Consider the following 25,173-nt stretch of genomic DNA (forward strand, 5'->3'; position numbering starts at 1 on the left):
TCATCGGCGACTGGATCGCCTTCTACAACCACCGCCGCCCTCATCAGGCCCTTGCCATGCGCACACCGGCCGAGGCATTCACATTAGCGGCTTAACCTGAGCAGATTCCGCTGGGTCGATACAAGAACTCTAAACGACTGCTCTCAGATATCAAATATACCCGCTTCTGTCGGGTTGAAGCAAGGTGATGTCTGATGCCACATCTCGCCGAGTTTGAAGTCCCATTCGACCGGCTTGATTGGTTTCTTTCCACCCCCGCCAAAGGGAGAAACTTCGCCCAAGTACACTTTGCCTTCACTTAGGAATAGATCGACCCGAATGTAGTCAAAGCCAGCGGCGATTTGCTTTGCAATTCTGAACATCTCGTCAATCTGATCCGGAAAGCGCGGAAGTTCGTCATGCTCCCTATGAGTTCCGTACTCGATTGAAAGCTTTTCAAGAGCCTCATCGAACCAAGTCAGGCGCAGCTCCTGTGAGCGTCCATCACCATATCTCAGTAGTGCTTCGTAGCTGCCATCTTTCTGCCGAAAGCAGTGGAATTTGTAGTCCGCAGCCGGCTCTCCGTATGCCGGACCTAAGTGTTCATCAAAAACAGCACAGTAATATGGAAATTCATGGCGATGCGCGTTTTTCCTATGTGGCAGGATGCGGTTGAACCTTTCACAAACTGCCGGAACATCCAGCGATGCCTTGTCATTCACGATTTCAGTAAGGCCGGAGCCATAGGATGTTTTGACGACGAAGCGATTGGGAAGGTCGTCAAAATCCGATGGGACCAAGGTGCGCCGGACTTTGAACCTTTTGGCGAAGTGTAGGCCTTCAATCTTGCGCTGCCCGAAGAAGATTGGCGCGTATGCCTTGTTTCCATACAAAAGATAGTAGGGTTCGTGATCAAACAAGATACGCTTGATAAGTTTCTCAGAGAATCGCTTTGGATTATCAAAGTTCGGCGTGTATCCGTGCTGCTTTTCGAATTCCCGAACTTTCATATTCTTGTAATCCCATCTTCTTAGAAACGGGATATTCGCAAGATTAATGAATTCCTTGGGCATTTCTTACCGCGCTTTGATGAAGCGTTCGTCTTGGAGCACGCGCGGACCAGCACCATGGGGTTTACCGCTATTAAGGCCCACATGGCGAGCGTCCAGCTTGCTATCTTGTTTGATTGTGGGCCACAAACGTGTTTTCCTCAAGTGCCCAAGGGGGCTGATCGCGGGGCTGGAGAGGTCGCTTCGGCACTGTCAGGCAAACTTGGCTTGAGGCGGGGCAGGGTGCCCGCTCGCGTCTGTCCATGCCAGACTCAATCCTTTCAGCGGTTTGAGGCATCGCCAAAGGTCGTGCGGCGCTCCACAAATGCGGTATACGCGAGTGCCAGCAGATAAGCCGGTTGATGTAGAGGCGCGCGGGAATTCACATTTGCCAACCGCGCTGCCGCTCTTGCCGAGTGGCGCGGCTTTCTTGCTGCCTGACATACTGCCAAGGCTGGGAAACTGAGGCGACTTGGCATTCGCCTGACTGCTCCCTCTTGCAGAGCGGCGCGATCTCTGCGTGGAATAAGAGGCCGCTCTACTGACCTTGTGGAGGCCGGTTCGAGTTCGTCTGGCAGCCCTTTCCCCGAAGGCTTGCGTTTTTCCGTATAGTCTGTATACAACTGCATACCGAAGCTGCCGCGCTCAGCCGTCATGTCATTCAGCCATTGGGAACGCAGATGACTCTCTATGCACGCTACCTCGAAGAGATCGAAACCCGCAAAGCACAAGGCCTCAGCCCCAAACCGATCGACGACGGCGCACTGACCGCCGAAATCGTCGCGCAGATCCGCGATGCCGCGCATCCGCACCGCGCCGACTCGTTGCAGTATTTCATCTATAACACTCTGCCCGGCACCACCGCTGCCGCGGGTGTGAAGGCGGAGTTCCTGAAAGAGATCGTGCTGGGCCAGGTTGTGGTGCCGGAGATCACGCCTGCCTTCGCGCTGGAATTGCTGTCGCACATGAAGGGCGGGCCCTCGGTGCGCGTTCTGCTCGATGTGGCGCTTGGTGCGGACAAGGCGATCGCCGAACAGGCCGCCGCCGTGCTCAAGACCCAGGTCTTCCTCTATGACGCCGATACCGACCGCCTGAAGGCCGCGCATGAGGCGGGCAATGCGATCGCCACCGATATTCTGCAAAGCTATGCCCAGGCCGAGTTCTTCACCAGCCTGCCCGACGTCGAGGACGAAATCGAGATCGTCACCTTCGTCGCGGCCGAGGGCGACATCTCGACCGACCTGCTTTCGCCGGGCAACCAGGCGCACTCGCGCGCCGACCGCGAGCTGCACGGGCTGTGCATGTGCGACGAGGCTGCCCAGAAGACGATCCGCGAGCTGAAGATCCAGCATCCCGGCAAGCGCATCATGATGATCGCCGAAAAGGGCACGATGGGCGTGGGTTCGAGCCGGATGTCGGGCGTGAACAACGTGGCCCTCTGGACCGGCAAGCAGGCCAGCCCCTATGTGCCCTTCGTCAACATCGCCCCTGTAGTCGCGGGCACGAACGGCATCTCGCCGATTTTCGCGACCACGGTCGACGTGACCGGCGGGATCGGGGTCAACCTCAAGAACTGGGTCAAGAAGACCGATGAGAATGGCAAGGCGATCCTGAACAACGACGGCAACCCGGTCCTTGAGCAGAAGTTCTCGGTCACCACCGGCACCGTGCTGAAGATCGACACGAAGAAGAAGAAGCTGCTGAACGAGGCCGGCGAGGAAGTGGCGGATCTGTCCTCGTCCTTCACGCCCCAGAAGGTCGAGTTCATGAAGGCTGGCGGCTCCTATGCCATCGTCTTCGGCAAGAAGCTGCAGACCGTCGCGGCCGAGATCCTCGGCGTCGAGGCGCCTGCGGTCTTCGCCCCCTCGAAGGAAATCAGCATCCCCGGTCAGGGTCTGACGGCGGTTGAGAAGATCTTCAACGCCAATGCCCGTGGCGTCGCGCCCGGCAAGGTGCTGCATGCCGGTTCGGACGTGCGTGTGCGCGTCAATATTGTCGGCTCGCAGGACACCACCGGCCCGATGACCGCGCAGGAACTCGAGGCCATGGCCGCCACGGTCATCTCGCCGCTGGTTGATGGCGCCTATCAGTCGGGCTGCCACACCGCCTCGGTCTGGGACAAGAAGGCGCAGGACAATATTCCGAAGCTGATGTCCTTCATGAACAGCTTTGGCCTTGTCACCGCGCGCGACCCCAAGGGCGAGTATCACGCGATGACCGACGTGATCCACAAGGTGCTCAACGACATCACCGTGGATGACTGGGCGATCATCATCGGCGGCGACAGCCATACGCGTATGTCCAAGGGCGTGGCCTTCGGCGCCGACTCGGGCACCGTGGCGCTCGCGCTGGCCACCGCCGAGGCCGAAATGCCGATCCCGGAATCGGTCAAGGTCACCTTCAAGGGCAAGATGGCCGAGCACATGGACTTCCGCGATGTTGTCCATGCGACCCAGCAGCAGATGCTCAAGCAGTGCGGCGACAACGTCTTCCAAGGCCGCGTGATCGAGGTTCATATCGGTACGTTGCTGGCCGATCAGGCCTTCACCTTCACCGACTGGACCGCCGAGATGAAGGCGAAGGCGGCGATCTGCATCTCGGAAGACGAGACGCTGATCAAGTCGCTGGAACTCGCGAAGTCGCGCATCCAGATCATGATCGACAAGGGCATGGAGCAGCAAAGCGGCATGCTTGCCAAGCTGATCGGGCTTGCTGACAAGCGCATCGCGCAGATCCGCTCGGGCGAGAAGCCGGCGCTGGCGCCCGACGCCAACGCGAAATACTTCGCCGAGGTGGTGGTCGATCTCGACATCATCGACGAGCCGATGATCGCCGACCCCGACGTGAACAACGCCGATGTCTCGAAGCGCTACACCCACGATACGATCCGTCCGATTTCCTACTATGCGGCGGAGAAGAAAGTGGATCTGGGCTTCGTGGGTTCGTGCATGGTGCACAAGGGTGACATCAAGATCGTCGCTCAGATGCTCAAGAACCTTGAGGAACAGACCGGTCGCGTCGAGTTCAAGGCGCCCCTCGTGGTGGCCGCGCCGACCTACAACATCATCGACGAGCTGAAGGCGGAAGGCGACTGGGAGATCCTCGAGAAATACTCGGGCTTCGAGTTTGACGACATGTTCCCGAAAGCCAAGGCACGCACCGAATACGAGAACATCCTGTATCTCGAGCGTCCCGGTTGCAACCTGTGCATGGGCAACCAGGAAAAGGCCGAAAAGGGCGACACGGTGCTGGCCACCTCGACCCGCCTCTTCCAGGGGCGCGTCGTGGCCGACAGCGAGACCAAGAAGGGCGAGTCGCTCCTGGCCTCGACGCCGGTTGTCGTGCTCTCGGCGATCCTCGGGCGTACGCCCACCGTTGAGGAATACAAGGAAGCGGTGAAGGGCATCGACCTGACCAAATTCGCGCCGCCGGTGCAGGCGCCGCTCGACAGCAAGTCGGTCCATTTCTGAGGACTAGTGCTGAACAGAAAGAACGGCCCGCGCACAGCGCGGGCCGTTTTGTTTCATGGGCTTCCGGCAGAGCCAAGCCCCTGACTGCGCGCGCTCAGCGGTGCCACCATGCTGGTCAGCCCTTTGCAAACCAGACCGTTTGAAGCGGGAGTTCTCCTGTCTGATTGGAGACGCGCGAAGACTGATGCTGGCCCCGTCCCAAGGCTTGCGTTCGGCCAGACTGCGAGAGGGGCTCCCCCGAAAGACGGGCCTGCCGCGTCGAATCTTACCCGAGCGATTGGCTGGTTTTTCCGCCCTGGCGGCAACACGACGCTGAATCCTAAGCGCTTGTCGAGGGGCTCGCTGACGCGGATCGGTCGTCGTTCCCGGCGGGTTTCCGATCTGCCGGACCACAGGTTTTCGACGTGCTCGGGGGTGCCGGGCGCAGAGCAAAGCCCCGCCTGGGGCGATCATCCGGGCGGCTGGCCCGCTGCGTGCAGGCGATAGCTGGCATGGCCCGCAGACCCGGATTCAGACGCTTGCTGACTTTTACGAGCAGGCTGAAAAACCAAGGGTGTCGGGTCTAAGTGCTTCCCAAGCATGGCCATATCGGGCAAGCCTAGTGATTGTGGGGGAAAAGTGTGAAGGCGGCCTGATGACGGCAGGATTGAAAAAGGTCACTCAGCCAGGTGCGCTGCTTGCCGTCGCCGTCGCGATGAGCGTCATCGCGATCCTGACGGTTTCCTTCGCGATTGCCTTCGCCTCCATCATCTATACCGGACCGTTGGCGGCCTACGCCCATCAGGGGATCGGTCTTGCACTACTGGGCGGGATATTGCTTCCCATCGTTGCGGCGCTGCTCAGTTCCTATCGCGGTATCGTCTCGCATCTGCAGGAGGTGCCCGCGGTTCTGCTGTCGATATCTGCGGCGTCGATCATGGCCAAAGCATCCTCCCCGGATATCGGCTTTGCTTCGGTCGTTACCTTCATCGGTTTCACGTCGATCATTACCGGCCTGGTCATCTATCTTGCCGGTTCCCTGAAGCTGGGGTTTGTCGCCCGCTTCATACCTTATTCCGTGATTGCGGGTTTCCTTGCCGCGACCGGGCTTTTGCTGGTCCTCGGTGCGCTGGCCATGATCACCAAGCAGGAGGTCTCCGTCGTCCATCTCGCGCGGATCTTTGGCCCGGGGATGCCCGCAACCTGGTTGCCGTGGATGGGCTTTGGCCTCGGTGCCGTTGCTCTGACCCGGCTGATCAAACACTCGCTGGTATTGCCGGGGATCATTGTGCTGGCGGCCAGCGCCTTCTACCTCGTTCTGTTTATTCGCGGCGTCAGTATTGAGCAGGCCGGGCAGATGGGTTTGCTGATCGGACCTTTTGACGGTGCCGATCTGCTTGAGGGGCTGTCACCGACATTGGCGCTCGAAGCCGACTGGAATGCCATTCTCGCGCAGATGCCAACGATCTTTGCTGTGGCGTCGATGGCGTTACTGGGGCTGTTGCTGAATGTCAGCGGAATCGAGATCTCCATCGGGCGAGAGCTGAACCCGGAGCGGGAGCTTAAAGCGCTCGGCGTGGGGAATGTGCTGACCGGGCTGACTGGTGGATCGATCAGTTACCATCTGCTTGGGGAAACCACCCTGGCGAACAAGATGGGCGTAACCGGCTTGGCCGCGCCCTTTGCAGTCGCCATTAGCAGCGCCTCCGTCCTGTTCTTCGGTGCTTCGCTTATCGGAAATCTTCCGGTCGGACTCATGGGCGGGATTGTCGCCTATCTGGGGTTTGATTTTCTGTACGAGTGGGTCTGGAAGAAACGCGAGAAGCTTCCGGCGGCCGACAGGGTGGTCATCCTTCTGATCGTCGCTATCGCGGGTTCAGTCGGCTTCCTGACAGCCTTCAGCGTGGGGTTGATCTTGGCCACCGTCCTCTTTGTCGTCTCCTATGCCGGGATCGATATCGTTCGCCTGCGCTCCACCGGTGCTGTGCGAAGATCCTCGGTTGAACGCGGTGCCGAAGACCTGGCGCGTCTGGAAGTAGAGGCGGCGGATGTCGTCATTTACGAACTCGCAGGGTTTCTCTTTTTCGGAACAGCAAATGGGCTCTACGAGCGTATCAACAGCGAGATCCATTGCGGGGCGCCCCCGAGACACGTGATCCTGGACTTTCGCGGGGTCAAGGGACTCGATACCTCCGCCAGCTTTGCCTTGACCCGTATCGCCGCCTTGCTTGATCGATCTGGGCTTGAACTGACGCTGACCGGCTTGAGCCCGAAGGTGAAAGCCGATGTCTTGCGCCCAAGCGATTTTCCTGACCGCGTCACGATCATGGACACGCTGGATGATGCCTTGATGCAGATCGAGGCGGGCATTCTGTCTGACGTCGTTCCCGAAGGGAGCCCCGAAGAGATCCTCAATGCGCTCTCGGAGCGTTATCCTTCGTTTGATTTCTCGACCTTCGCCAGCGTGGTGTCGCTGGCTCCGGGCGAGACGCTGTTTGTTCAGGGGGCCGCGTCGAATGAAGTCTTTCGGCTGGTCTCTGGCGTTCTGAGGGCGGAAGCGACTTCCGGCGACGGCCAGCCGCTTCTCATCGCGCGCTTTCTGCCCGGAGCGATCATCGGCGAGATTGCATATTATGCCGACATACCGCGTACCGCTTCGATGCGTGCGGATACCAAGGCAGTCGCCCTGCGTTTCGATCTTGATCGCATTGCGGATACGCCAGACGGTCTCCGGCTAGCGAACGAATTCCATCGAGAGGCCGCGCGCCACCTTGCGCTTCGTCTCAATCGAATGACGCTATTGCTGCGGCAAGCGGGGATCTGATGACACGCCATTTCAGAGCATGGGCACGCGGCGGGGTATTCAGCGAACACCCCGCCTTTCGAGCTTAGTAGTAACGCGCGCAGCCCAATCCGTAGACCCCCTTTGCCTGCGGATGCATCTGGGACTGGACCGCCGTGATCGCGATTGCGCTGACGACATCTTCGACCGAACAGCCGCGCGAAAGATCGTTGGCCGGATGGGCAAGACCCTGAAGGACCGGGCCGATGGCCTGCAATCCGCCAAGCCTTTGGGCGATCTTGTAGCCGATGTTGCCCGACGCGAGATCGGGGAAGATGAACACGTTGGGCCGACCGGCAAGACGGCTGCCGGGGGCCTTGCGCGCCCTGATTTCCACATCCAGCGCAGCGTCGAACTGGATTTCACCGTCGATATTCAGATCCGGCTCCTCCTCGCGCACAATCGCAAGCGCCTGGCGGATACGGTCGATGCTCTCGTGACTTGCCGATCCGGCAGTCGAGAACGACAGCATCGCGACCTGCGGTTCGACCTTGAGCAACTGGCGGCAGCTTTGGGCGGCGGCGCGGGCAATCGCGGCCAGTTGGCGCGCGTCGGGCGACACGACGAGGCCGCAATCGGAGAAGATCATGCCGCCCTTGAAGGGTGCGGTGTCGGCGCAGGCCATCATTAGAAAGAAGCTTGAGACGACACTGTTGCCGGGCGCGCAGCCAAGGGACTGCAGCGCGACCCGAACCGTTTCGGCAGTGGTTGCGACGGCGCCACCGACTGTGCCATCGGCATGGCCCAAGCGCACGCGCAGCGCAGCCTGCAACATCGGATCGGCGACCGCGCGTCGGGCCTCGTCCAATGTCGTTCCCTTGTGGGCGCGCAAGGCGTGCCACGATTGGGCCAAGGCCTCGTAGTCGGCGCAGGTTCGAGGGTCTTCCACCTCAATCTCGCCCGGCGCTGCGCCAAGCTCGCGCAGGCCGCTCTCGATTGCGGCGACATCGCCCAGTAGAACGGGGCTGGCGATCTCAAGGCGCCGGGCGCGCAGCGCGGCGGCCTGAATGCGCGGGTCTTCGCCTTCGGGCAAAATGATGATGCGGTTATCCGTTCGGGCGGCCGCGTAGATATCGTCCAGAACTTTCATGTCTTACCCCAGGAAACGAAGGCCGATCAGGACGAATGCCCCGATGAACACGGTCTGCGCGACGATGGTCGCAATCGCGCCGGTGCCGACAGAAAGCACTTTGGCAAGCGACGTCTTGACGCCGACGGCGGCGATGGCAGTCAGCAGGGCCCAACGCGAGACCACATTGGCGGCTTCCGCGACAACGGAGGGGATCAGCCCGAAGGAGTTCAGCGCGGCAAGTGCCAGGAAGCCGAGCACGAAGCCGGGCAGGATCGGGGGGCGTTTGCCCTCGGTCCCGTTATGCGCGCCGCTGGCCCGGATGATGAGCGACGCCCCCAGAACGACGGGTGCAAGCATGGAGACGCGGATCAGCTTGACCAGCGTGGCGGTCTCGCCGGTTTCGGGGCCGATTGAGAAGCCGGCGCCGACAACCTGTGCAACATCGTGGATCGTGCCGCCAAGGAACACGCCACCCGCGCGCGCATCGAAACCGAGCTGTGCGGAGAGCATCGGATAAAGGACCATGGCGATGGTGGACAGGACGGTCACCGACAGGACCGTGAAGCTCAGGTCGCGCTCGGCCCGGTCGTGGCGCGGAAGGATGGCCGCGATAGCCATGGCCGCCGACGCACCGCAGATGGCAACCGAGCCTGCGGTCAGAAGCGAGAAGCGCCAGTCGCGCCCGGTGATCTTGCCAAGGACAAAGCCAAAGGCAATCGTGGCCAGAACACCGCCGACCACCAGCGTGATCAACTGCGGCCCCAGTTGCGCCAGCATCTCGACAGAGATACGCGCGCCAAGAAGTGCCACGCCGAACCGAAGCACCGTGCGCGCCGTCATGGCGATGCCGGGGGCCGTGGCGCTGCCGTCTTCGGCCAGAAAGTTCAGCGCAAGCCCCAGTAGCAGCGCCATCAGCATCGCCGGCGCGCCGTAGTGCTCGGACAGGAACTGGGCGGTCACCGCGATCAGCAGGGCGACGACAAAACCGGGGAAATGGCTGCGCATGGCAGCCTGAGAAGCCAGCAGGGCGGTCATGGAAGATCCAATCTGGTCAAGACGGGGTGTTGCCCGGCCCCGGGGTAGGGTGGAGGGGGGCCGGGCAGGTTCTGGGGGCGGATGGGCGCCGCCCCCAGTGGCTCAGAGTGCGCCTTTCTGCGCACGCATATCCGCGGGGTCGATGCCCGCCACGACGACCGGCTTCTTCATCGCGTCGCGACGGAAGGGCTCACCGAGTTCCTGGTTCAGGAGAACCTCGATGAAGGTGGTCTCTTTCGAGGTCATCTGACGATCGACTGCCTTGCGCAGCTCCTCGGTCAATTCCTCGGTCGAGCGCACCTGCACGCCATGTGCCCCGCAGGCCCGGGCGATCCCGGCATAGGTGGTGTCGCGGTCCAGTTCGGTGCCGACGAAGTTGTTGGCATACCACAGCGTGGTGTTGCGCTTTTCCGCACCCCACTGGTAGTTGCGGAAGATCACCATGGTGATCGCTGGCCAGTCGTCGCGACCGCAGGCGGTCATCTCGTTCATCGAGATCCCGAACGCGCCGTCACCCGCAAAACCGATGACCGGGACATCCGGGCAGCCGATCTTCGCGCCAAGGATCGACGGGAAGCCGTAACCGCAGGGGCCAAAGAGGCCGGGCGCCAGGTATTTGCGGCCCTTCTCAAACGCCGGGTAGGCGTTGCCGATGGCGCAGTTGTTGCCGATATCCGACGAGATGATCGCATCCTCGGGGATAGCAGCCTGAATCGCACGCCATGCCTGACGCGGGCTCATCAGATCGGCGTCGCGGGTGCGGGCGTCCTCGTTCCAGACCGTGCCCGGATCGTCCTGCTCATGGTCGAGCGAGGTCAGTTCCTGCGCCCAACGCGACTTGGTCTGGGAGATCAGCTCACGCCGTTCCTTGCGGCCCTCGTCACCCGCGGTGCCCGACAGTTGCGCGAGGATTCCGCGCGCCACCTTGGCCGCGTCGCCCTCGATCCCCACGGAGACCTTCTTGGTCAGGCCGATGCGGTCGGCGTTGATATCGACCTGGATGATCTTGGCCTCCTTCGGCCAGTAGTCAATGCCATAGCCCGGCAGGGTCGAGAACGGGTTGAGGCGCGTGCCCAGTGCCAGAACCACATCGGCCTTGGCGATCAACTCCATCGCGGCCTTAGAGCCGTTGTAGCCGAGCGGACCAACCGCCAGACGGTGCGAGCCGGGGAAGCTGTCGTTGTGCTGGTAGTTCGAGCACACCGGCGCGTCCAGACGCTCGGCCAGGTTCGCGAGATCGGCGATTGCTCCCGACAGCACCACGCCCGCACCCGACAGGACCACCGGGAAACGCGCCTCGGACAGCAGGCGAGCGGCTTCGGCCACGGCCTCTTCGCCACCGGCGGGGCGCTCGAACTTCACGATCTGCGGCAGATCGACGTCGATCACCTGGGTCCACATGTCGCGCGGGATGTTGATCTGCGCCGGGGCCGAGCCACGCAGCGCCTTCAGGATCACGCGGTTCAGCACTTCGGGGATACGCGAGGCATCACGCACCTCTTCCTGGTAGCAGACGCTGTCGGTGAACAGGCGCATCTGCTCCATCTCCTGGAAGCCGCCCTGGCCGATGGTCTTGTTGGCGGCCTGCGGGGTCACCAGCAGCATCGGCGTGTGGTTCCAGTAGGCGGTTTTCACGGCAGTCACGAAACCGGTCACGCCGGGGCCGTTCTGGGCGATGGCCATCGCCATCTTGCCGGTGGCGCGGATGTAGCCGTCGCACATCAGCCCGCCATTGGTTTCATGGGCGCAATCCCAGAACTTGATCCCGGCCTTGGGGAACAGGTCCGAGACCGGCATCATGGCCGAGCCGATGATGCCGAAAGCCTGATCGATGCCATGCATCTGGAGGACTTTGATGAAGGCCTCTTCAGTGGTCATTTTCATGTGTGTTTCTCCTTGTTCACGCGGGTTCAGCCGCGCTCGTCCTGAAAGTGGTAGAGTTTGTAGAGGCCCCACTGGCCAAGGCGCCGGAACGGCGTCTTCCAGCCTTCGTGCGGCAATTCGCTGCGAAAGATCGGCAGTTTGGGAATGTCGGCGGCGCGGCCCGCGACCAGTTGCGCCATGCGCCGCCCGGCTTGTGCGGAATACATCACCCCGTTCCCGCCGTAGCCCATCGCGTAATAGGCATTCGGCACATCGGGCATTGCGGTGATGCGCGGCATCATGTCGTGGCTGACATCGACCCAACCCCACCAGCTGTAGTCCAGCGGGATGCCGCGCAGCGCGGGGAACTTGCGCGCCAGCCCCTCGCGCAGGGCGGCGAGGTGCGCGGGATTATCCGCGTCGCGCCCGGTGATCGCCGCGCGCGAGCCGATCTGCACGCGGTTATCGGGCAGCAGCCGGTAGTAGTGGCGCAGCGTCCGCGTATCGGTCAGCGGCGAGGTCACCTTGAAATCGCAGTCGGACAGTTCCGACGCCGTCAGAACCCGCGTGGTGATCGAGTTCGACATGATCGGCATGATCCGGTCGCGCAGCCGACGATGCAGCCCGCGCGGCGCATAGCCCGCCGTTGCGACGGCGACGGCGCGGGCGCGAACGATGCCACCCGGCGTGCGCAGGTGGTGCACGCCGTTCTTCGTCTCCCATCCCTCGACGGGGCTGTCGACATGCACCTTGGCGCCGAGTTCCCGTGCGATCCGCAGATAGCCGAAGGCCAGCTTGGCGGCATGAATGCCAGTGCCGTCGGGCTCCCACATTGCGCCATGGGCTTCCATGTCCTTGACGGCGGTCTCGTGCAGCTCCTCTCGGCTCAGCATGCGCGTGCCATAGCCGAAGGTTTCGCGCAGAAGCGCGGCCTCTTTGGCCAGCTTGGGCATCATCCAGGCCTTATGGGCGATGTAGTAATGCCCGCCATCCTGGGGTTCGCACTCGATCGCGTGGTCACGGATCAGGCCACGGAAGAGATCGAAGGCTTCCGTCACCTCGGCGTGCAGTCCCTTGGCGACATCAAGGCCCCAACGCTCGATCCACTGCGAGCGCTTGAGCCGCCCCGACGAGATCTGCGCCTGCCCGCCGTTACGGGTCGAGCAGCCATAGGCCACGCCGTTGGCCTCAAGCACATGGGCCTTGATGCCGAATTCCTTGGCCAGATGGATGGCGCAGCTCAGCCCGGTATAGCCCGAACCGATGACGACGACATCGACGTCCATGTCCTGGGAGACCGGGCCGTCATCGGCGGGAGGAGTGCCAGCCGTTCCGATCCAGTAGGTCGGCGCATAGGCGCTGCCATGGCCGATCGAGCGGTCGGTTACCGGATCGTAGCTTGGGTTGTAGGGCGCGCTGGCCCGCCGTTGGGTGAAGGCATTCATTGCCGTGGTTCCTGCGCTGGAGGGGGATTACTTCGGGTCGAGCACGGGCCGCTGCTTGCGGAAGGCTTGTTTCATCACCAGCTGGCCGTCGCGGATGGTGAACAGATCGACGCCCTTGGCCTCGATCCGCCGCCCTTCGGCGTCGGTGCCGCGGAAGGTCCATTCCGACACGCCGCGATCGCCGCAGACGAAGTGATGATGATCCGCCCATTCGGCATCCGGCATGGCGGTCCAGACGCCGACAAAGGCCTTGGCGATGGCGTCGCGGCCAACGATGCGCGCGCCGAATTCTTCGGGGCCGGCAACGGTGGTGAACTCGCAGTCATCCGCAAAGTGGGTCATCACGGCGTCGATGTCGTGGCGGTTGAAGGCGTCGAAGGTCGCCCGCAGGTCTGCTGCGGTGAGGGTCTTGGTCATGGTCTTGTCCTTGTGGTTCAGTCTTCTGCGTAGGGCACGATCAGGGTCGGGATGCGCGAGCGGCGCAGAACCCGCTTGGCGACCGTGCCAAGGAAAGTGTGGGAGATGCCGTGGGCGTGGCTGCCCATCAGGATCATGTCGGCGGGCAGGGTTACGGCGCGCTTCAGGATGGCCTCGGCGGCGAAACCCTCGATCACCTCGATCTCGTCTACCCGGTCGCGCAGCGCCTTCTCATCCGAGGGCATCTGGGCCCAGAACGCCTCCTGCCGTTCGTTCAGCAGGTCGCGGGCGTTCTCGAAGCGGCGGTTCAGGGCCTGCTCGCGCGCCAGCGGATCGTTGATGAAGAACTGCAAGGTGACGCGCGCATCCTCGCTCATCGGTTCGACCACGTGCAGGATATGCAGCCGCGCATCGAGCGCCTTTGCCAGGCAAACCGCGTAGCGAAAGGCATAGACCGAGGTGTTCGACAGGTCAGTCGCGTAGAGGATCGTCTTGATTTCTTTCAGCATTCTATCCTCCCTCAGTAACCGACGACGCGCGGTAGCCAGAGTGCGATTTGCGGGAAACAGGCGATGATGTAGATCGCGACGGCCCCGGTGATGGCGAAGGGCAGCGCCCGTAGCGAGATCTCTTCCATCGACACGTTCGAGATGCCCGAGGCGATGAACAGGTTCTCTCCCAGAGGCGGGGTCTGGAACCCGATCGAGAGCGTGCAGATCATCACGATGCCGAAGTGAACCGGGTCGACCCCCATCTGATAGGCGACCGGCAGCATCACCGGCACGAGGATCATGATCGCGGCCAGCGTCTCCATGAACATGCCCACGATCAGCAGCAGAGCGATGACGAGGATCCAGATCACGTAGAGGCTGTCGGTCAGCGACAACATGCCCTTGGCGATGACGGCAGGCACACCGTTCTCGACCAGGATGCGGCCGAAGATGGTGGCGGTGAACAGCACCAGCAGCACCCGCCCGGCAAGCCAGGTCGTCGTTTCTAGCGCGGCGACCATCTGGCGCAGGGTCAGCTCGCGGTAGATCACCACACCCACGAAGAGCGTGTAGAAGATCGCCACGATTGCCGCCTCGGTCGGGGTGAACATCCCGGTGTAGATCCCGCCAAGGATGACCACCGGAGCCATGATCGCCCAGAAGCCCTTGTAGATCGCATGCGCAATCTTGGAGATCGACAGCGGCTCGGCCGACCCGCGATAGCCGGCGGCGCGGCATCGGATGTAGTTGTTGGCCAGCAGCATCCCCGCCATCAGGCAGCCGGGGAAGAAGCCCGCGATGAAGAGTTTCGAGATCGAGACGCTCTGGAAGGTGCCGAACTTCTCGACGGCTTCGACCGGCGGCTGAAGGCCCATGGCCGAGATGCCGAAGATGACCATCGGGATCGAGGGCGGAATGATGATACCAAGACCGCCTGACGCCGCCGTCACCGAGGCCGCATAGCCCCTCGCATATCCGGCCCGCGCCATTGCCGGGATCATCAGCATCCCCACGGCGGCGGTCGTCGCCGGGCCGGAACCCGAGATCGCGCCGAAGAACAGGCAGGCCAGCACCGTCGCGGCCGAGATGCCGCCCGTGAAAGGCCCGGCCATGGTTTCAGCCACCGCGATCAGTCGCCGCGACAGGCCAGCGGCCTCCATCAGCGCCCCCGCAAGGATGAACGAGGGCAGTGCCATCAGCGGGAAGGAGCCGACCGACGACCACGCGATTTGCACCATCTTGATCGGGTTGTCGCCCAGATACCACATCGCGGCCAGCGCCGAGACACCCAGTGCCACGGTGATCGGCGCGCCGACTACCATCAGGAAGGCAAAGGTGCCGAAGAGAATTTCTACCAGGTAGCCGTCCATTACGCGCGACCTCCCTCGGGGGTGTCGCCCATACCGTCGATCTCGACCTTGTCGGGATCGCGCGGGTCCTTGCCGAGCACCAGTTTCATGTAATTCACCTGCAGGATGCGCAGCGTCATCAGCGCGAAGGCAATCGGCAGAACGATGTAGACCCACCGCATCTGCCACCCCAGGGTCTGGGCCTTCACGAAAGGCTTGAGCAACGAGATGAACGTGATCGACTGCCAGATGAACACGGCATTGAAGCCAATCCAGAACAGGTCGCCGAAAGCCTCGATCAGGCGCGCGCGGCGGCGGTCCATGCGATTGAGGTGGAACGAGATCCGGTTATGCGCCGCCATCCGGGCTGCGTAGCTTGCGCCGAAATAGGCAAACCAGACGAATAGGATGACCGACAGTTCCTCGATCCAGGTGATCGAGCTGCCAAACACCTGCCGCGAGACGATCTGCACGAAGAGCAGGCCGACGAATACCGCCAGCAGCGCTTGGCATATGTAGCTCTCGAGCTTGTCGAGATGACGCAAGAACGAAGTCATGTGAGCACCTGCTTGGGGACAAGGTCGGGGCCGACAGGGCCGGCCCCGTGCCGATCACTCGACCGTCGAACGGCCCAGGGCGGTCAGAACGCCGTTCAGCACCTCTTTGCCGCCGATCGTGTCGTAGAACTTCGGCCAGACTTTTGCGGTGGCGAGGTCGATGAACTCCTGCTCGCCATCGGCCGGGTCAGAGATCTCCATCCCGCGGGCGGCAAGCTCGGACTTGATCTTGGCTTCCTCGGCGCGCAGGAACGCCCCCGAGGCCAGCGTCGCCTCGTGGCCCGCGTCCAGAACCTGCTGCTGTTCATCGGCAGAAAGCGACTGGAACAGGCTTTCCGAGACGATCAGCGGTTCGATCGAGAAGATGTAGCGGATGTTGGTGACATACTTCTGCACCTCGTCGAACTTCATCGCGTAAACGGTCATGTAGGGGTTGTCCTGACCGTCCACGACCTTCTGCTGAAGCGCGGCGAAGGTCTCACCCCAGGCCATCGGCGTGGGATTGATGCCCCAGGACTTGTAGGTCTCGATCATGATCTCGTTCTTGGGCACGCGGATCACGAGGTCCTGCAGGTCGGCGACGGTGGTCACCGGGTGCTTCGAGTTCGTTAGGACGCGAAAGCCCGAATAGGCCCAGCCGATGATGCGCACGCCAGCGTCCTCGACGGTCTTGTCCACCATCTGCCGGCCGATCTCGCCCTGGGTGATGTTCTCGGCATCTTCCAGCGACAGGATCACATAGGGCAGCGTCAGCGTGCCGACCGAGGGCGAGAAGGGCGTGATGTTGTTGATCGCGAGGATCGAGAAATCGAGCGTTCCGGTCGCGGCGGCGGAAACCGTGTCCTGCTCGTCGCCAAGCTGGCCGTTCAGGAACAGCTTCGCGGTATGGGCGCCGCCCGTCTTGGCCTCGAGCGCTTCAACGAAGGCAAGGCCAAGCGCTTCCTGGGTGCCGCCCGCGCCATCGCCTACCGCCACGCGAAATTCCTTTGCGGATACAGGCAGTGCGGTGGTTGCCAGCAATGCGGCAACCATGGCGCCCGAGAGCGCCTTGAACGTCATTTTCATTGTATTTCTCCCTGAGTGCGGCCGATTCTTCCCAACGGCCTTGCGACACATTGTCACCACGTCATGACTGGGGTTATATCCAGATACGACTACTCTTAGGTCCAGAACGGAGTCCTGCCGCCATGAGCGAGAATCTTGTTGGTCGGCTCTCGTCGGAAATGTTCTTCATTGATCGGCAGGATCGGCGCAGCCTGCAGATGCAGCTCACGACATCGATCGTTACCACGATCCTTGAGGCGCGCGCCCAACCCGGCACCCGTATGCCGTCAACCCGGCAACTGGCCGAGCATCTGGGCGTATCGCGCCTGACGGTGACGCTTGTGTATCAAGATCTCGTCGCGCAGGGGTATCTCGACAGTCTCCCGAGATCCGGGTTCGCCGTATCGCAAAAGGTTCCGCATCGGCGCATCGGCCGCGAGGATGCGCTGAGCTTTTCTCAGCCCGTGGACTGGGGGCGCTGGCTCAAACAGGATCTGACGGCCAGGCGGCGCATCGCAAAGCCGCTGAACTGGCGCAGCTATCCCTATCCGTTTCTCTACGGTCAGGCCGACCCGACGCTGTTCGATCATGCCGCCTGGCGGGACTGTGCGCGCCGGGCCCTTGGCGCGCGCGAGTTTACCGACCTTGCCGATGAACGGATGGCCGTGGACGACCCGATTCTGGTAGACTTCATCTGTCGCAACACCCTGCCGCGACGGGGCATCCGCGCCCGACCCGAAGAGGTGCTGATAACGCTTGGCGCGCAGAACGGGATCTGGCTGGCGGTTCAGCTTCTTGCCCGCAAGGACCGGGTGGCGGTGATGGAGGATCCGGGCTTCCCCGATTTCGCGGCGACGTTTCAATTTGCGGAAATGCAGATCCAGTATGTTCCCTGCACCGCCGAAGGGCTGGAACCCGCGAGTTTGCCCCCCGACACGGGGCTTGTCGCGGTCACACCCAGCCACTCGATCCCGACCGGTGCGACGATGCCGCTCCAGAAGCGCCGAGAGCTTTTGACGCTGGCGGACAAGCATGACTTCCTGATCATCGAGGATGACTACGAATTCGAGATGAGTTTCCTTGAACCTCCGTCTCCGGCGCTCAAGTCGCTCGATGGCGGGGGCAGGGTGATCTATATCGGCAGCTTCTCAAAGGCGCTCTTTCCGGGGCTGCGCATTGGCTATGTCGTGGGACCTGCGCCGTTCATCGAACAGGCGCGCGCTCTGCGCGCGATGATGCTGCGCCACGCCCCGGGGCATATGCAACGAGTGACCGGGTATTTCTTGGCCCTTGGACATTACGATGCGCATATCGTGCGTCTGCGCGAAACTTTTCGCCGCCGCCGCGAAGTGCTTACCGACGCCTTGGAGAAAACCGAGTTTCGTATCGCTGGCGCCGCCCGGCACGGAGGATCAAGCCTTTGGATCGAAGCGCCGGGGGGTGTCGACTCAGCGGAATTCGCGGCCCGGCTGGCCGATCGAGGTGTGCTCATCGAGCATGGCAGACCGTTCTTCTCGAACCCGCCCGACCCATGCCCGTTCTTTCGCGTCGGCTTTTCGTCGATCTCGGAAGAGAAGATCGAGGCGGGAATCAAGATCATGCACCAGACCCTCACGAGCGATCTGGCAGATGCGCCTGCGGGTGCAGGCTAAGGAATGCTTGCCGACCTTGGCGTGTACCGAGAGAGCCCATTGTTCCGTGAAGGAGACCTCTTTCGCGATACAGCGCACCGGTGGGATCAAGCAGCTTCGGCGCGCGCACTATCTTGCGAAAGCGGGGCAGGCAGGTCGCGCGGGCCTGCCGCCGCCACGACTTTTGCGCGAATTGTGCATTCTGGATACAGCTTGACTTGGGGATAATAGAGGAGGATTGTTTTTGTAATGAGAACGGACACAAACGCATTTCCTTTTGTTTTTTCGTCTTCGACATAAGTCTCCCTGAGACAAAGGGAGGTTAAGCATTCCGCCGTGCAAAACCGGCGTGAGGCAGTATCCCGGCACCTAGACGCAGCAGCTCAGTTTCTGATGACGGTCGGTTAAACTCCGGCCGATCACATTTTCGGGTTGGTTTTGAGGGCTACCTAGATTGGTGCCGGCTCCGGGCGAAGCTCGGTGCACTACCCGCTGACGGCACGTCTTTCGCGCCTTCCCTGCTGACCTGTCAGGGAGGATAAAGAGATGACGATCAACATTGATTTTGGTGACTTCGAAGGCTTCTTTCTTGACGAAAGCCTCGGTCAACAGACTGCCCCGCAGGACAATCCGCCCGGTGACGGTGACGACATCGCCTGGGGCACGCTGCCGCTCGGTCTGCGCGATCTCGTTGGGGCGCTTGATGACAGTACGGCCTTCGGCGACGACACGGGTGCGACCAACCCGCTACAGACATTCGCCTCGGCAGGTCGTATTGCGCGCAGCCCGCTCAACGCGGTCAGCGTGACCTCGACGGGCGTCATCGAGAACGTCTCGATTGCCGGGTACAACTCGGGCGGGGGAACTGCGGTCCCGCTTGCAGTGTGGGACAGCGAAGCATCATTTAACTGGGCCGGGGATCTTTCTGGGTTGTACGACAGCGGCCTTCGGACGCTTGTTGACAGCGACACGGACGGAACCAACAACCGGATCTTTTTCTTCTCGGACATTACCTATGACGACGGCGGCGTGACCAAGAGCTACACGACCGAGGCCGGTCTGGAAGCCGGAAACATCATCTACGGGATCGAAGAGGGCACAGGTGATCTGGTGATGATCATCTATGTCGACGAGACCCAGGTTTCGGCCAGCCAGATCGATCTGACCTATTACATGATGACCTTTGAGGCGGTCTACGACCCGGAGGCGGGTGAAACGCAGGCCGATACCGACCACTCGATCGACCTGACGGGCAAGATCGGCCTTCTGGTCGATGACGCGGTGGGGTTCGACTTCTCCGATGCACCTGCGGGCAAGAGCTTGTTCCTGCTGGGCGTTCAGACGGGGTCGCTGACGCCTGACACCGAGGATCCGGACGATGAAGGCGGTTCAAACGACTTGCGCGGTCTTTTGGTGACGGGCCAGACGGCGGTGGTCCAGATCAACACCTCGAAGGTTGGCGACACCACCATCGGCTATGGCAACCAGGGCATCAACCCCGGCGAGGTGGTCGTTTTCACCTATGTTCAGGGAAATCTCGACCCCGACTACGTCATTCCCAATTTGACGCAGACGACTGCGGACATCGCCGCCAATATCGAGTTCGATATGTACGACCCTGCCTCGGAAGGGCAGTTCGACATCGCCCAAACCGTGAGCGGGGCGACGCAGGCGCTGCTGTTGCGCGCCTATGACATCGACTCTGGTGTCGAGGACAGCGAATTCTTCCATGCCACCAACGGGTTCATGTCTAACCGCGTTGACGTGGATTTCCTGATGGTGTCGGTTGATCTGGTGGGAGGCGGCACGGCCGAGTTCGACGTGAGCGCCGCGACGCTCAACAGCCCGGTCTCCGATGGCCGGATCACGTTTACGCTGACCGCCGACGGGGTCAAGGTTTCGGGGCTGGAAGCGGGCGACACGATCCTGTTCACGACGGACGGTCCGCATGATCAGGTTGAAATCGAGGGTTTCAGCGGCAATTTCGACGTGGGTGGTTACAAGACCACCACGACCAATGCGATTGCGACCGATATCGGTGGTCAGTTCAATATTGAGGATGCCGGCATTGCGGTGAGTGTCAGCACGACGAGTGCGACGCTGAGCGGGCTTGAGGTTGACGAGACGGTTGGCACCGACCGCGCGGATGAGGCCAATAGCGAAACGGCGAATGGCAATAGCGATGACGCGGTTGGCAAGCTTGGCGTCGTGACCTCGGTCGAGAAGATCGGGACGCTGTTCACCGAGACGGTGACGGAGGATACCGACGGCCATGACAGTGCCGCCGACAGCGACAGCTACAAGCTTGTGCTGGTGGATACCTCGGGCGCTGAACCCGATCCGACGGCGACGACGCTGGCGACGACGCTTTCGGTTTCGGGCGGGGCCACGGGGTATGTCGCGGGAACCGCGTCGATCACGCTCGTACTGTCGAGCGGGGTCGTTTACGGCATGTATAACGGCGACACCGACCCGACCGACGGCAGCGCGAATATTGCCTTCACCGTCGAGCTGACGGCGACCGACGAAGACGGCAAGGTCAAGGTCACGCTCTATGAGCCGATCGCGCACAATGGCACGAGCGCCCATGACGAGGTTCTCGATCTGGTCGCGACCGACGGCTACCTGGGCGTGCAGCGCGACTACACCGTCTATGACCATGACGGCGATTTCGCCAGCGACAGCGCGATCAAGGACATCACGCCCTTCATCGACTTTGGCGATGACGGCCCGACCGCTTCGGTTTCGGCCAGCGGCAACGCGGTATCCACGTTCGCGCTGAACCTCGATGAGACCGAAGGCAGCCCCGACCGCTATGGCTTGGGCGATGCGGTGCAGGACAATGACTCGGGCGCGGATGATGTGACCAACACCGACATCGGCGGGATCACGCCCTTTGGGCAGAAGACGACGACGGTCTCGGGCGGGCTCAAGACGCTGTTCACGGTCTCGACCGACCCCGGGCAGGACGACCCTGGCGCGACCTCCTACAAGTTCGAGTTCGTGCTGACCGATGGCGATGCCGATGGGGTGGAGACCACGCTGAAAACCAGCATCAATGGCGAGACGATCGTTCTGACGCTGGAGGATCTGGACGGCGACGGGGTGAATGAACTTGTCGGGCGCGAGGAGACCTCGGTCGCGGTCGCCTTCGTGGTCAGCATCGAGAACCCGACCTCGGGGACGGATGCGCAGCTGACCTTCCGGCAGATGCTCGCCTTCGAGCACCCGACCTCGCCCAGCACGTATGATGAGCTCGCCTCGATCCTGACGGCGCAGGACAATGACAGCGTGGGCATCAAGCTGACGGTGACGCAGACCGACTCGGAAGGCGACAGCGAGGCCGCAACCCATACGCGCACCATCGTCGATGACACCAACACCATCTTCTCGTCGGATGACGATGGGCCGACGCTGACCGCCGATGCTCTGGAGGGGAGCGAACTGGCCACCGAGCTTTCCGATATCGCGCTCAATCTGGATGAGACGACTGGCTGGGTTGGTGCCGATGATCTCTATAACGGCGCCGAGACCGAGTCGAACCAGGTTGCGCCAAACGGGAACGCCGATGATCCCACGCCGGTTCAGCAAACGCCGGTCTATGTGCTCAAGGCGGATTTGGACGGTGCCAGTTACATCGGACGGCTTACGACTGACGTGGCGAGCGGCGAGGACATGACAAGCGATGTCGCCGATCTCTTCGCGGACATCGTCGCCGATTACGGTCGCGACGGCGAAGGTGACTTCAGCGGCGACGGCAGCGTGAAATACGCCTACAGCCTGCTGCTTTCCTCGGAAGATCCAATTGCCACCAATCTCTATGCGACGGCGCAGGGCGATCACGCGGGGGCCTCCATGGCCGAGCGTCGGATCTACCTGATCGAGGAAGACGGGGTGATCTATGGCGTTACTGCCGGCGTTGACGGGATCGGTGACGCGGACGAGTTCGATGGTGTCGACACGACGCAGGACGAATACGTTGCCTTCAAGATCGAGCTGCTCAATGCGAGCGATCCTGAAAACGTCCAGCTTCAGGTGACCCATTATCTGGCGATCGATCATGGCGGCACCGAAGATCCTGCGGTGTTCGATGAAGAACTGGTCATGACCCTCGCAACAGGGGAAGATCTGTCGCTGAAGCGGACCGTGACGATTATTGACGGTGATGATGACGAAGTCAGCGCCAATGACAGCGTTGCGATTGCGGACGATGCGGGCGGCTTCCTCAGCTTCGATGACACGGGCATCGCGGTGAGTGTCAGCACGACGAGTGCGACGCTGAGCGGGCTTGAGGTTGACGAGACGGTTGGCACCGACCGCGCGGATGAGGCCAATAGCGAAACGGCGAATGGCAATAGCGATGACGCGGTTGGCAAGCTTGGCGTCGTGACCTCGGTCGAGAAGATCGGGACGCTGTTCACCGAGACGGTGACGGAGGATACCGACGGCCATGACAGTGCCGCCGACAGCGACAGCTACAAGCTTGTGCTGGTGGATACCTCGGGCGCTGAACCCGATCCGACGGCGACGACGCTGGCGACGACGCTCTCGGTTTCGGGCGGTGCCACGGGGTATGTCGCGGGAACCGCGTCGATCACGCTCGTGCTGTCGAGCGGGGTCGTTTACGGCATGTATAACGGCGACACCGACCCGACCGACGGCAGCGCGAATATTGCCTTCACCGTCGAGCTGACGGCGACCGACGAAGACGGCAAGGTCAAGGTCACGCTCTATGAGCCGATCGCGCACAACGGCACGAGCGCCCATGACGAGGTTCTCGATCTGGTCGCGACCGACGGCTACCTGGGCGTGCAGCGCGACTACACCGTTTATGACCATGACGGCGATTTCGCCAGCGACAGCGCGATCAAGGACATCACGCCCTTCATCGACTTTGGCGATGACGGCCCGACCGCTTCGGTTTCGGCCAGCGGCAACGCGGTATCCACGTTCGCGCTGAACCTCGATGAGACCGAAGGCAGCCCCGACCGCTATGGCTCGGGCGATGCGGTGCAGGACAATGACTCGGGCGCGGATGATGTGACCAACACCGACATCGGCGGGATCACGCCCTTTGGGCAGAAGACGACGACGGTCTCGGGCGGGCTCAAGACGCTGTTCACGGTCTCGACCGACCCCGGGCAGGACGACCCTGGCGCGACCTCCTACAAGTTCGAGTTCGTGCTGACCGATGGCGATGCCGATGGGGTGGAGACCACGCTGAAAACCAGCGTCAATGGCAAGACGATCGTTCTGACGCTGGAGGATCTGGACGGCGACGGGGTGAATGAACTTGTCGGGCGCGAGGAGACCTCGGACGCGGTCGCCTTCGTGGTCAGTATCGAGAACCCGACCTCAGGGACGGATGCGCAACTGACCTTCCGGCAGATGCTGGCCTTCGAGCACCCAACCTCGCCCAGCACGTATGATGAGCTCGCCTCGATCCTGACGGCGCAGGACAATGACAGCGTGGGCATCAAGCTGACGGTGACGCAGACCGACTCGGAAGGCGACAGCGAGGCCGCAACCCATACGCGCACCATCGTCGATGACACCAACACCATCTTCTCGTCGGATGACGATGGGCCTGATATCGGCGGCGTCGACAATGATATCGCCGATGCCGATATCAAGTTCGTGTCTTCGGGCGCGAATTCGAGCGCGGAGGTCGATCTTGAAGCCGCGATGGGCCGAGACTTTGTCGGCTCCTCGGGTGGGGTGACGATCACCGATTTCGAACCGACGCTGGTCTATTCCTATCCGAACCTCACCCTGACGCTGACCGGCGACTACACCGACGACACGATGAAGGAGGTTGTCTATTACATCGAAGACGGAACTGCCGGATACGACGGCACCGAGACGGTCTATTTCCGTATGCTGCTGGACGACAGCGACGCAGATCCGACGAACTGGACCTACACTTGGAGTTCCGAGCAGGACCCGCCCGAGCCGAACCTCGAATTCGACTTTGACGGATTCCCATCGGGGCAGCAGATCTACGGCGTTTTCGGACCGAACTCTCCGACCGGCAATGGCGATGCGCTGTTGGTCATTCCTGACGGGATCGTACTGAAAGCGAACGGGACGCGGGATTCCTCGGCTTCGACCTCGCTCAACTCCTCGAATGCCGAGGCCTCGGGCACGGCTCTTGGGATCAGCGGCCAGTCCGTGGATGACGGCGAGACGATGTATTTCTTCTCGATCGAGGAGCCCACGGACGCGATTACCGTTGGGGCGGCGGGCTTTGACAAGACATCCTACAAGAACGGCAACACGCTGGATTTCGATGGTTTCATCGACCGTACCAGCGCGCAGATCGAGATCGCCCAGACCACGCCGAACGGCTCGGAAGTCGATTTGACGATTGCGGCCTACAACATGACGAGTAACGACGCACCGGTCAGTTCGACGACCTTCCTGCAAAATCCGCTCGGAGTGGCGCACACGACCGTTCAGATCACCTCGGTGAAAATCTACGACGGGGAGCCGATGGAGGATGAGTCGAACCTGGTCGCGACGGCCACGATCTCGGGCGATGGCTCGACCGAGAGCTTCGTGATCGAGGCGGCCTATGCCGGGATCTACACCGGCACCGTGATCGATAACGGTGACAAGACAGTAGAAGTCACCGACGTGCTTGATGACTATACCGTCGAGGTCGGCACGGCATCGGGTGCGGATACGTTCGGGGTGACCAATACCGACGATGACGGCGACAGCTTCGATATCGGCGGGGTGAACTTCCTTGAGGCGCAGCTGACGCCCGACAAGCAACTCGATTGGGAGATCACGATCACCGATTTCGATGGCGACACCGATAGTGTCGATATCACGACCGGCATCGATGGCACCGATCCGACCGATACGCTCGTGGTCATCTAGTGATCGCATGGGCCGGGCAGGCAATTGCCCGGCCTCATCAATTCCACCGCGGAAGGGGGATGCAA

At 61.8% G+C, this 25,173-nt stretch carries 16 protein-coding genes; 5 read left to right on the top strand and 11 right to left on the bottom strand.

The features are described 5' to 3' along the window. Positions 1-2 precede the first annotated feature (2 nt). Positions 3-95, top strand: coding sequence for an integrase core domain-containing protein (locus N3C64_RS15255; RefSeq protein ID WP_375546091.1), 93 nt, complete (start codon positions 3-5; stop codon positions 93-95). 48 nt (positions 96-143) lie between these two features. Here N3C64_RS15255 and N3C64_RS00005 read toward each other — a convergent pair whose 3' ends face one another. Then, the gene (locus N3C64_RS00005; RefSeq protein WP_260010531.1) at positions 144-1,052 is read right to left on the bottom strand and encodes an ATP-grasp fold amidoligase family protein; all 909 of its coding nucleotides are present in this window, start codon (positions 1,050-1,052) and stop codon (positions 144-146) included. Positions 1,053-1,708: 656 nt separating this feature from the next. Between N3C64_RS00005 and N3C64_RS00010 the strand changes: the two genes are divergently transcribed. Together N3C64_RS00010 and N3C64_RS00015 are read left to right on the top strand one after the other, a co-directional pair. Then, positions 1,709-4,498, top strand: a complete 2,790-nt coding sequence (locus tag N3C64_RS00010) for a bifunctional aconitate hydratase 2/2-methylisocitrate dehydratase (RefSeq protein WP_218631044.1) — start codon at positions 1,709-1,711, stop codon at positions 4,496-4,498. 634 nt (positions 4,499-5,132) lie between these two features. Next, positions 5,133-7,301 carry a SulP family inorganic anion transporter gene (locus N3C64_RS00015; protein ID WP_260010535.1) on the top strand — a complete coding sequence of 723 codons (2,169 nt, stop codon included), beginning with the start codon at positions 5,133-5,135 and terminating at the stop codon, positions 7,299-7,301. A gap of 64 nt (positions 7,302-7,365) precedes the next feature. Here the strand turns inward: N3C64_RS00015 and pta are convergent, their stop codons facing one another. From pta to N3C64_RS00060, 9 genes are all read right to left on the bottom strand, one after another. Beyond that, the gene (gene pta / locus N3C64_RS00020) at positions 7,366-8,409 is read right to left on the bottom strand and encodes a phosphate acetyltransferase (RefSeq protein WP_260010536.1); all 1,044 of its coding nucleotides are present in this window, start codon (positions 8,407-8,409) and stop codon (positions 7,366-7,368) included. Between the two features lie 3 nt (positions 8,410-8,412). Next, positions 8,413-9,426 carry a YeiH family protein gene (locus tag N3C64_RS00025; protein ID WP_260010537.1) on the bottom strand — a complete coding sequence of 338 codons (1,014 nt, stop codon included), beginning with the start codon at positions 9,424-9,426 and terminating at the stop codon, positions 8,413-8,415. A gap of 102 nt (positions 9,427-9,528) precedes the next feature. Beyond that, positions 9,529-11,310, bottom strand: coding sequence for a sulfoacetaldehyde acetyltransferase (gene xsc / locus N3C64_RS00030; RefSeq protein ID WP_260010538.1), 1,782 nt, complete (start codon positions 11,308-11,310; stop codon positions 9,529-9,531). Positions 11,311-11,336: 26 nt separating this feature from the next. Continuing rightward, positions 11,337-12,734: an NAD(P)/FAD-dependent oxidoreductase gene (locus N3C64_RS00035; protein ID WP_260010539.1), complete on the bottom strand. Its 1,398-nt coding sequence runs from the start codon at positions 12,732-12,734 to the stop codon at positions 11,337-11,339. A gap of 27 nt (positions 12,735-12,761) precedes the next feature. Next, positions 12,762-13,151: a nuclear transport factor 2 family protein gene (locus N3C64_RS00040; protein WP_218631050.1), complete on the bottom strand. Its 390-nt coding sequence runs from the start codon at positions 13,149-13,151 to the stop codon at positions 12,762-12,764. A 17-nt stretch (positions 13,152-13,168) separates the two neighbouring features. After that, on the bottom strand, positions 13,169-13,660 hold the full coding sequence (locus N3C64_RS00045; protein WP_218631051.1) for a universal stress protein: 492 nt from the start codon (positions 13,658-13,660) through the stop codon (positions 13,169-13,171). Between the two features lie 11 nt (positions 13,661-13,671). Further along, on the bottom strand, positions 13,672-15,012 hold the full coding sequence (locus N3C64_RS00050; RefSeq protein WP_218631052.1) for a TRAP transporter large permease: 1,341 nt from the start codon (positions 15,010-15,012) through the stop codon (positions 13,672-13,674). Then, complete coding sequence (locus N3C64_RS00055) at positions 15,012-15,548, bottom strand: TRAP transporter small permease (protein WP_218631053.1); 537 nt, start codon at positions 15,546-15,548, stop codon at positions 15,012-15,014. Before N3C64_RS00055 ends, N3C64_RS00050 begins: the two co-directional genes overlap by 1 nt. Before the next feature lie 54 nt (positions 15,549-15,602). After that, entirely contained in the window at positions 15,603-16,607 is a 1,005-nt protein-coding gene (locus N3C64_RS00060) for a TRAP transporter substrate-binding protein (RefSeq protein ID WP_260011767.1), read from the bottom strand. A 128-nt stretch (positions 16,608-16,735) separates the two neighbouring features. Between N3C64_RS00060 and pdxR the strand changes: the two genes are divergently transcribed. Then, positions 16,736-18,244 carry a MocR-like pyridoxine biosynthesis transcription factor PdxR gene (gene pdxR / locus N3C64_RS00065; RefSeq protein WP_260010541.1) on the top strand — a complete coding sequence of 503 codons (1,509 nt, stop codon included), beginning with the start codon at positions 16,736-16,738 and terminating at the stop codon, positions 18,242-18,244. Here the strand turns inward: pdxR and N3C64_RS00070 are convergent. Continuing rightward, complete coding sequence (locus tag N3C64_RS00070; protein ID WP_260010543.1) at positions 18,204-18,521, bottom strand: hypothetical protein; 318 nt, start codon at positions 18,519-18,521, stop codon at positions 18,204-18,206. The two genes, pdxR and N3C64_RS00070, sit on opposite strands and share 41 nt — an antisense overlap. A 248-nt stretch (positions 18,522-18,769) precedes the next feature. Between N3C64_RS00070 and N3C64_RS00075 the strand changes: the two genes are divergently transcribed. Continuing rightward, positions 18,770-25,108, top strand: a complete 6,339-nt coding sequence (locus tag N3C64_RS00075) for a hypothetical protein (protein ID WP_260010545.1) — start codon at positions 18,770-18,772, stop codon at positions 25,106-25,108. The last annotated feature ends 65 nt before the right edge of the window (positions 25,109-25,173 follow it).

This window comes from Sedimentimonas flavescens (assembly GCF_025154035.1).
Classification (GTDB): Bacteria; Pseudomonadota; Alphaproteobacteria; order Rhodobacterales; family Rhodobacteraceae; genus Rhodobacter; species Rhodobacter flavescens.

Coding starts and splice junctions, on each gene's coding strand:
- N3C64_RS00005 (WP_260010531.1), bottom strand. CDS start 1,052: ATGCCCAAGGAATTCATTAATCTTGCGAATATCCCGTTTCTAAGAAGA.
- N3C64_RS00010 (WP_218631044.1), top strand. CDS start 1,709: ATGACTCTCTATGCACGCTACCTCGAAGAGATCGAAACCCGCAAAGCA.
- N3C64_RS00015 (WP_260010535.1), top strand. CDS start 5,133: ATGACGGCAGGATTGAAAAAGGTCACTCAGCCAGGTGCGCTGCTTGCC.
- pta (WP_260010536.1), bottom strand. CDS start 8,409: ATGAAAGTTCTGGACGATATCTACGCGGCCGCCCGAACGGATAACCGC.
- N3C64_RS00025 (WP_260010537.1), bottom strand. CDS start 9,426: ATGACCGCCCTGCTGGCTTCTCAGGCTGCCATGCGCAGCCATTTCCCC.
- xsc (WP_260010538.1), bottom strand. CDS start 11,310: ATGAAAATGACCACTGAAGAGGCCTTCATCAAAGTCCTCCAGATGCAT.
- N3C64_RS00035 (WP_260010539.1), bottom strand. CDS start 12,734: ATGAATGCCTTCACCCAACGGCGGGCCAGCGCGCCCTACAACCCAAGC.
- N3C64_RS00040 (WP_218631050.1), bottom strand. CDS start 13,151: ATGACCAAGACCCTCACCGCAGCAGACCTGCGGGCGACCTTCGACGCC.
- N3C64_RS00045 (WP_218631051.1), bottom strand. CDS start 13,660: ATGCTGAAAGAAATCAAGACGATCCTCTACGCGACTGACCTGTCGAAC.
- N3C64_RS00050 (WP_218631052.1), bottom strand. CDS start 15,012: ATGGACGGCTACCTGGTAGAAATTCTCTTCGGCACCTTTGCCTTCCTG.
- N3C64_RS00055 (WP_218631053.1), bottom strand. CDS start 15,548: ATGACTTCGTTCTTGCGTCATCTCGACAAGCTCGAGAGCTACATATGC.
- N3C64_RS00060 (WP_260011767.1), bottom strand. CDS start 16,607: ATGACGTTCAAGGCGCTCTCGGGCGCCATGGTTGCCGCATTGCTGGCA.
- pdxR (WP_260010541.1), top strand. CDS start 16,736: ATGAGCGAGAATCTTGTTGGTCGGCTCTCGTCGGAAATGTTCTTCATT.
- N3C64_RS00070 (WP_260010543.1), bottom strand. CDS start 18,521: ATGTCGAAGACGAAAAAACAAAAGGAAATGCGTTTGTGTCCGTTCTCA.
- N3C64_RS00075 (WP_260010545.1), top strand. CDS start 18,770: ATGACGATCAACATTGATTTTGGTGACTTCGAAGGCTTCTTTCTTGAC.